The 7,431-nt window shown below is 70.1% G+C and carries 9 protein-coding genes; 3 read left to right on the forward strand and 6 right to left on the reverse strand.

Translation table 11 applies throughout. The annotated features are described in order from the left end of the window. Positions 1-9: 9 nt before the first annotated feature. Complete coding sequence (locus QZV94_RS05970; protein ID WP_293676894.1) at positions 10-1,206, forward strand: MFS transporter; 1,197 nt, start codon at positions 10-12, stop codon at positions 1,204-1,206. A gap of 64 nt (positions 1,207-1,270) precedes the next feature. After that, positions 1,271-2,014 carry an SDR family NAD(P)-dependent oxidoreductase gene (locus tag QZV94_RS05975; protein WP_293676895.1) on the forward strand — a complete coding sequence of 248 codons (744 nt, stop codon included), beginning with the start codon at positions 1,271-1,273 and terminating at the stop codon, positions 2,012-2,014. 8 nt (positions 2,015-2,022) lie between these two features. Here the strand turns inward: QZV94_RS05975 and QZV94_RS05980 are convergent, their stop codons facing one another. Next, the gene (locus QZV94_RS05980) at positions 2,023-2,883 is read right to left on the reverse strand and encodes an SDR family oxidoreductase (RefSeq protein WP_293676896.1); all 861 of its coding nucleotides are present in this window, start codon (positions 2,881-2,883) and stop codon (positions 2,023-2,025) included. Positions 2,884-2,893: 10 nt separating this feature from the next. After that, positions 2,894-3,685, reverse strand: a complete 792-nt coding sequence (locus QZV94_RS05985; protein WP_293676897.1) for an SDR family NAD(P)-dependent oxidoreductase — start codon at positions 3,683-3,685, stop codon at positions 2,894-2,896. A gap of 190 nt (positions 3,686-3,875) precedes the next feature. Between QZV94_RS05985 and QZV94_RS05990 the strand changes: the two genes are divergently transcribed. Continuing rightward, complete coding sequence (locus QZV94_RS05990; RefSeq protein ID WP_293676898.1) at positions 3,876-4,319, forward strand: nuclear transport factor 2 family protein; 444 nt, start codon at positions 3,876-3,878, stop codon at positions 4,317-4,319. Positions 4,320-4,361: 42 nt separating this feature from the next. On the opposite strand, the gene QZV94_RS05995 is transcribed toward QZV94_RS05990, so the two are convergent. The 4 genes from QZV94_RS05995 to QZV94_RS06010 form a co-directional block, all read right to left on the reverse strand. Further along, positions 4,362-5,156 (reverse strand): SDR family NAD(P)-dependent oxidoreductase, encoded by a 795-nt coding sequence (locus QZV94_RS05995; RefSeq protein WP_293676899.1) that lies wholly within the window; start codon positions 5,154-5,156, stop codon positions 4,362-4,364. Next, positions 5,153-5,923: an alpha/beta hydrolase gene (locus QZV94_RS06000; RefSeq protein WP_293676900.1), complete on the reverse strand. Its 771-nt coding sequence runs from the start codon at positions 5,921-5,923 to the stop codon at positions 5,153-5,155. Before QZV94_RS06000 ends, QZV94_RS05995 begins: the two co-directional genes overlap by 4 nt. Beyond that, entirely contained in the window at positions 5,920-7,176 is a 1,257-nt protein-coding gene (locus QZV94_RS06005) for an LLM class flavin-dependent oxidoreductase (protein WP_293676901.1), read from the reverse strand. Before QZV94_RS06005 ends, QZV94_RS06000 begins: the two co-directional genes overlap by 4 nt. A gap of 5 nt (positions 7,177-7,181) precedes the next feature. Then, a partial coding sequence (locus QZV94_RS06010; RefSeq protein ID WP_293676902.1) for an alpha/beta hydrolase occupies positions 7,182-7,431 on the reverse strand: 250 nt, incomplete at its 5' end.

A 7,431-nucleotide genomic window follows, 5' to 3' on the forward strand; every position in this document is an offset into this window, starting at 1 on the left:
GGATAGCGCTTGCAACCGAAGGCCACCGGCCGGGCGGGGGCGGGGCGGGTCGTCCTGCTCTGCTTCCTGATCGCCGCCCTCGAGGGCTATGACATCCAGGCATTTGGGGTCGCGGCGCCGAGCCTGATCCCGGCGTTCGGCCTCGACCCCGGCCAGCAGGGCTGGGCGGCCAGCGCGGCCATGGTCGGCCTGGTGATCGGCGCCTTCGCCGGCGGGTGGATCGCCGACCGCATCGGCCGCAAGCCGGTGCTCGTGGCGTCCGTGGCCCTGTTCGGCCTATTCTCGGTCGTCACCGCATTCACCCAGACCTACGAGACCCTGTTGCTGGCCCGGTTGGCGACCGGCCTGGGCTTCGGCGGGGCGATGCCCAATCTGATCGCCATCGCCACCGAGATCGCGCCGGCCCATCGCCGCGCGGCCACGGTCACCACCATCTTCTGCGGCATGCCGGCCGGTGGCGCGAGCGTGGCGCTGCTCTCCCGGCTCGCCGGGCCGGAGTTGGACTGGCAGACCATCTTCCTCATCGGCGGCGCCCTGCCGCTGGTCCTGACCCCGATCCTGGTTTTCCTGCTGCCCGAGACGCGGCCGGAGCCGGCCGCCGGCGTGAACCGGGGCACGCTGAACGCGCTGTTCGGCCAGGGCCGGGCGGCGGGGACGCTGCTGCTGTGGGCCGTGTTCATGCTGACCCTGGTGGTCCTCTACCTGATGCTGAACTGGCTCCCGACCCTGGTGATCGCCAAGGGGTTCGGACCGGCCGACGGGGCGAGCGCCTCGCTGGCGTTCAACCTCGTCAGCATCGCAGGCGCGCTGTCGCTCGGGTTCGTGGTCGACCGGATGGGGTTCCGCTGGCCGCTGACCCTGACCTACGCGCTGCTCGCGCTGACCATGTACGGCCTCGGCCGCGCGGCCGGAGTGAACCCGATCATCCTGCTGTCCGGCGCGGCCGGCTTCCTGGTCCTGGGCGCGCAGTACTCGCTCTATGCGCTGGCGCCGACGCTCTATCCGTCGCACGTGCGGGCGGCCGGGACGGGGGCCGCGGTGGCGGTCGGCCGCCTGGGGTCCATCGGCGGGCCACTGATCGCGGGCGAACTGCGCCAGGCGGGTTACGGCGCCGGAGAGGTGTTCCATGCGATGACGCCGGTGGTGCTCGCCGCCGGGGGCACGGCCCTGGTCCTCAGCTACCTCGCCAAGATGCGCGTGGACTGACGGAGCGTCAGCCCGGACAAGACGGGGCCCGAGGGCCGTGAGCGCCCGGACGAGCGAGGGCGCGATGAGCAACGAACTGTTCGACCTGACGGGCAAGGTGGCGCTGATCACCGGCGGCAGCCGCGGCCTGGGCTTGCAGATGGTGCGGGCCTTCGCCAAGGCCGGTGCGGACATCATCATCGCCAGCCGCAAGCTGGAGGCCTGCGAGGCCGCCGCCGAGGAGGTGCGCGCGATGGGCCGCCGCGCGCTCGCGGTCTCCGTCCACGCCGGCAAGTGGGCGGACATCGACCGCCTCATCGAGACGGCCTACGCCGAGTTCGGCCGCATCGACATCCTGGTGAACAACGCCGGCATGTCGCCCGCCGTACCCAGCCACGAGGTCACCGAGGCGCTGTTCGACAGCGTGCTGAGCCTGAACTTCAAGGGTCCGTTCCGACTGGCCTCCGAAGTGGCGCACCGCATGAGCCAGGGCGATGGCGGGGTGATCATCAACACCTCGTCGAGCGGCGCGCTGGTCCCCCTGCCCCGGGTGGTCCCCTATTCCGGCGCCAAGGCGGCGCTGAACGCCATGACCGTGTCGCTGGCCCACGAGTACGGGCCGAAGGTGCGGGTCAATACGATCTCGGCCGGCCCCTTCCTCACCGACATCGCCAAGGCCTGGACGCCGGAGGCGCGCGAAACGTCGAACAACGCCCTGGGCCGCCCGGGCCGGCCGGAAGAGATCGTCACCGCCGCGCTGTTCCTGGCCAGCCCGATGTCGTCCTTCACCACGGGCGCCATCGTGCGGGTCGACGGCGGCCAGCACTAAGGCCCCGGTCAGCCCTTGCCCGCCATGTAGGCCTCGAAGGCGGCCTTCCAGTCGGGATGCCAGCGGGAGAGGGCGGGGCGGTTTTCGATCACGTCGCCGATCGCCCAGGCCATCCGCTTCTCGTCGGTGGCGCGGCTCACGTCGTTGTCGGGGCAGAGGATGTAGAAGTCGCCGCGGGCGAGGCTCTGCAGCATGAACTCGACCACCTGCTCGGCGGTCCAGGCCGCCGGCGGCTTCTCGGTGATGCGCCCGGCGGTGATGCCGGTGAAGGTGAAGCCCGGCACCAGCAGGTGGGCGCTGACCTGGCAGCCCTCGGTGTTGCGCAACTCGTGCTGCAGCGCCTCTGTGTAGGCCTTCAGCGCGGCCTTGGAGACGTTGTAGGCGGCGTTGCCCGGCGGGGTGGTGATGCCCTGCTTGGAGCCGGTGACGATCACCCAGCCGGGGCGGCCGCCCTCGACCATGCCGGGCAGCAGCGCCTGGGCGCCGTGGATCACGCCCCACATGTTGACGCCCAGCAGGGTCTCCCACGCTTCCGGGTTCTTCCACGCGCCGCCGGGGTTGAGGCCGATGCCGGCGTTCAGCATCAGCACGCTGACGTGGCCGAACTCGCCCAGCGCCTTGTCCCGCAGACGCTCCAGGTCCTTGGGCTTGGCGACGTCGGTCGGGACCGCGGCCACGCGCCCGCCGGCCTCGCGAATCGACGTTTCCGCCGCCCGCAGCCGTTCGCCGGACAGGTCGGCCAGGACAACCGGCAGGCCGAGCGCGGCGAAGCGCCGGGCGGCGGCCAGGCCGATGCCGCTGGCCCCGCCGGTGATCACGGCCGCGCCCCCGTCGGCGATGGGCGGAAGCGCGGCGTAGGCGTCGGCCATGGTCGGGTTCCTAGCGCGGCGCCATGCGGATGGCGCCGTCCAGGCGCACGGTCTCGCCGTTCAGGTAGCCGTTGCGCAGCATGGTCAGCGCCAGGTCGGCGTACTCCGACGCATTGCCGAGCCGGCGCGGGAAGGGGACCGACTTCGACAGGCCGTCGAACACCGCCGGCGCACGGGTCTTCAGCCCGCCCAGCATCGGGGTGTCCATGATCCCGGGCAGGATGGTGTTGATCCGGATGCCCTCGTTGGAGAGGTCGCGGGCGATGACGATGGTCATGCCCTTGATCGCCGCCTTGGCCGCCGCGTAGGCGACCTGGCCGACCTGGCCCTCCTCCGCGGCCACCGAGCCGGTGTTGACGATGGCGCCGCGCTCGCCGTCCTCGTTGGGCTCCAGGGTGGTCATGCCGGCCGCGCTCTTCACGATACAGCGGAAGGTGCCCACGGTGTTGAGCGCCAGCACCCACTCGAAGTCCGACGCCTTGAACTGGATGACCTCACCGGTCTGCTTGTCGCGGCCGATGGTCTTGCCGCCGCGGCCGCCGCCGGCGCAGTTGACCAGGATGCGCTCCTGGCCGTGGGCGGCGCGGGCCTTGGCGAAGCCGGCGTCGACCGAGGCGTCGTCCATCACGTCCACTTCGCAGAACAGCGCGCCGATCTCGGCGGCGGTGGCCTGGCCGACCTCCGGGTTCTTGTCGAACAGCGCGACCTTGGCGCCCAGGGCGATCAGCGCTTCGGCGGTGGCCCGGCCCAAGCCGGAGGCGCCGCCGGTGATCACGGCGGAGACGGAGGAGTCGATCTTCATGGCGGAGTCCTTTCCGAAGCTTTGGCCGCAGCCGTAACACAGGCGCGCGCTGACGCAGGGCGAACCTCGCGGCCGGTCGGCCGCGGATCACGTGGCTTGCGCGCGACCCGTTTCCCGACTTTATATCGCGTTATAAATCACCGCGATCGCCCTCGCGATCGTGCAACGAACGTCACGGGAGGATGAGACTTTGAGCACGACCCTGGATCTATCGCCTGCGGTGCGCCGCGACATCGCCGACGCCTGCGAACGCCTGGTGCTGGACTACGCCCACTTCGCCGACCACGGGCAGATGGAAGACTGGGCGAAGCTGTTCGCCGAGGACGGCGAGCTGCACCTCTTCGGCCAGGTTCACAAGGGCCGCAAGGCCATCCAGGGCGCCATCGGCGGCGGCGCCGCACCGAGCAGCACCCCGGGCAGCATGCACGTCACCACCAACTTCCGCCTCGACGTGGCGAGCGAGACCGAGGCGTCGGCGACGGCCTATGTGGCTGCCTATGTGAAGGCTCCCGGCGCCGCCGCCGGATCGGTCACCCCCGTCGCCGTCGGCATCTACCGCGACCGCTACCGGCGCACGGCCGAGGGCTGGCGCTTCGCCCAGCGCGCGTTCGAACCCTTCGCGATGCCGAGCTAGAGCCGAGGCATCCGGCGCGCCTTGAGCGCGCCGGACCCGGTCTTACCAGCCGCCCGCCGTGATGCCCGTCAGGCTGGGCATGCCGGAGTGGGCGTAGAGACCGCCGTCGGCCACATAGGCCGCACCCGTCACGAACGACGCCTCATCGGAGACCAGGAAGAGGGCGACGTTGGCCATTTCCTGCGGCGTGCCGAGGCGGCCGGTGGGGATCGCCTCCTTGATCGGGTCGATCACCGTCGGGGCCCGCTCCGCCATGGCGGCCAGCGGCGGCGTGCCGATGGGGCCGGGGCACAGCGCGTTGCAGCGGATGTTCTTGCGCGCGTACTCGATGGCGAAGACGCGAGACATGTTCACCACCGCCGCCTTCGTGGGGTTGTAGGTCCCCAGTCCGAAGTCGCCGGCCAGGCCCGACACCGAAGCGGTGTTGAGGATCGTACCGCCGCCCTGCTTCAGGAACTGCTCCACCGCCAGCTTGGAAGCGTACCAGTAGGACGTCAGGCCGCCCTCGATGCCGCGACGCCAGGCGTCCAGGGTCAGGTCGCCGATGCGACCGCCAGAGGTGACCTGCGCGTTGTTGTGCAGGATGTCGAGCCGGCCGTACTTCTCGATGGCAAAGGCGATCATCCGCTCGATGCTGCCCGTATCAAGGACGTCGACGTGGACGAATTCCGCCGCGCCGTTGGCGCGCCGGATCTCTTCGGCGACGCGCTCACCGCCTTCGGCGTTGACGTCGGCGACCACCACCTTGGCCCCCTCGCGGGCGTAGGTGCGCGCGCTCGCCTCGCCGATGCCCGACGCAGCGCCGGTAACCAGCGCGACCTTGTCCGCAAGCCTCATGACAGGAATCCTTCCACGGCAGTGATGAACGAATCTTCGGCTTCGACCATGGGCAGGTTTCCGGCCCCAGGGATGGTGAGGGACTTCGCGCCGGCGACGGCGGAGGTCCAGGCGTTCAGGTAGGCCGCCGGGAACAGCCCGTCGGCCTCGCCGCGCAGGACCAGGGTTGGGGCGGTGACGTACTGCAGCCGCCGCTGCAAGCCACGGTCGGGGATCGGCCACAGGAACTTGGTGGCTGCGGCGAGGTTCAGGGCGCGGAAGGTCGCCGCCGAGTCGCCCTCGGCCGCGTCGAAGGCGGAGGTCTCGTCGCTCGCGCGGGCCGGATCGGCCCACTTGGCGGCGGCCAGGACCGGCGGCGTCATGACGAAGGGGTCGGGCATCGGGGCTTCGTCGAGCCAAAGGCCGTAGGGGCTGACCAGGACCAGCCGACGCACCAGGTGCGGGGCCACGGCGGCCAGCTCGGCGGCGAACATGCCGCCCAGGCTGTGGCCGACCACATCCACCGGGCCCAGGTTCCAGCTCTCGATGAGCCGGCGATAGTGCAGGGTGACGTCGAAGATGTCGTCGATGTGCTCGAACCCCGACGACGAGCCATAGCCCGGATGTTCCGGTGCGCGCACCGGATGCCGCTCCGCCAGACGCTGCAGGAATGGCGCGGCGCCGGGGTGCTGCTCGAAGCCGTGGAGGTAAAGGACGGGCGTCCCGCCCGAGCCGCCGGACCACAGACGGATATCGAACGCACCGGAGGTTTCGCGGGCGGCCTTCATTGGGCGGGCTCCAGGCGGCGGGCCGAGGCGGCGGCGATGCGCTGCTGGCTGACCTCGGGCGTCCAATGGTCGGGTTGGTCGGCCCACAGGTCGCGCAGGTGCGGGATGACCTGCGTGCCGAACAGGCGGGTGTTCTCGCTGGCCTGCTCCTCGGAAAGGTCGCCCATGTGCAGGCAGGCGATCAGCTGGCCGATGCGAAGGTCGGTCGCCAGCTCGCGGATCCGCTGGCGCACCCGTTGCGGGCTGCCGGCGATGATGTAGCCCTTCTCATCGTATTCCCAGAAGGACATCTCGCCCTTCTGGGCGCGCGCCCGGTCCTCCGGCGAGAGGCCGCCGCCCGAAGTCATGCGCTTGGCCATCTCCTGGGCCGAGCGCACCGAGGTATAGCCGGGCGGGGCGGTGAAGCCGGGGTCGAGGGTATTGTTGCGGTAGAAGTAGCGGACGGCGTCGTAGTACTTGGCCTCGGCCTCGGCGTCGGTCTCGCTGCAGCACACCAGCTGAGTGAAGGCCATGCGGTGCGGGTTCATGTTGCCGCCGCGCTTCTCCACGTAGTCCCAGTAGGCCTGCACCATAGGCTTCGCAGAGTGCAGCCCCGAGAACGAGAGGTGGCCGTAGCAGTAGTCCTCGTCGATCACGAGGTCCCAGGTCTCCAGGCTGCCGGAGCCCGGCACCCAGATCGGCGGTCGCTTCTGGACCGGACGCGGCCAAGTGTTGACGTAGCGCAGCTTGGTGTACTTGCCGTTGAAGGCGAAGGGCTCGGGCTCGCTCCAGGCCTTCAGGATCAGCTTGCGGGCCTCGTGGAAGCGGTCGCGGAGCTCCACGGGCGGAATGCCATAGGCGAACACCGAGTCCATCGGTGTGCCGAACACGAAGCCGGCGATCAGCCGCCCGCCCGAGAGGCAGTCCATGTAGGCCATCTCCTCGGCGACCCGCGTGGGCGGGTTATAGAGCGCCAGGGAGTCGCCGATGATCAGGATCGCCGCATTCTCGGTGGTCCCGGCCAGGCTGGCGGCCAGGAGGTTGGGGGAGGGGGTGCAGGCGAACGGTGTCTGATGGTGCTCGTTGACCGCCAGACCGTCGAAGCCGTCGCGGTCGGCCTGCTGCATCAGGCGGATGAACATCTTGTACATCTCGCCCAGCTTCCGCGGATCGCCGAGGCTATGGGGCGGCGTCACCCAGCTCGAGACTCCCATGTCCGGGAAGTTCTTCGGTAGGTGGGGATAGGTCGCCTCTGCGAACCAATGGAACTTCATACTGCTCAAGCCTCCAGGAAGGCGCGGATCGCCGCCACGGTGTCGGTCGTGTATTCGATGGCCATGCCGTGACTGCCCCGTGGCAGCACCTGCAGGCGCGCATTGGGCATCAAGGTCGCCATCTCGATAGATTGGGACACCGGCGTCAGCGTGTCTTCGGCGCCCACGAGCACAAGGGTTTCGGTCTTCACGCTCGGCAACTGCGGCCGGGAGTCGTAGCGGCGCAGGCCGTGGGCCTGGGCGGCGAAGCCCTCG

The organism is uncultured Phenylobacterium sp. (genome assembly GCF_902826855.1).
In the GTDB taxonomy this organism is placed as follows: Bacteria; Pseudomonadota; Alphaproteobacteria; order Caulobacterales; family Caulobacteraceae; genus Phenylobacterium.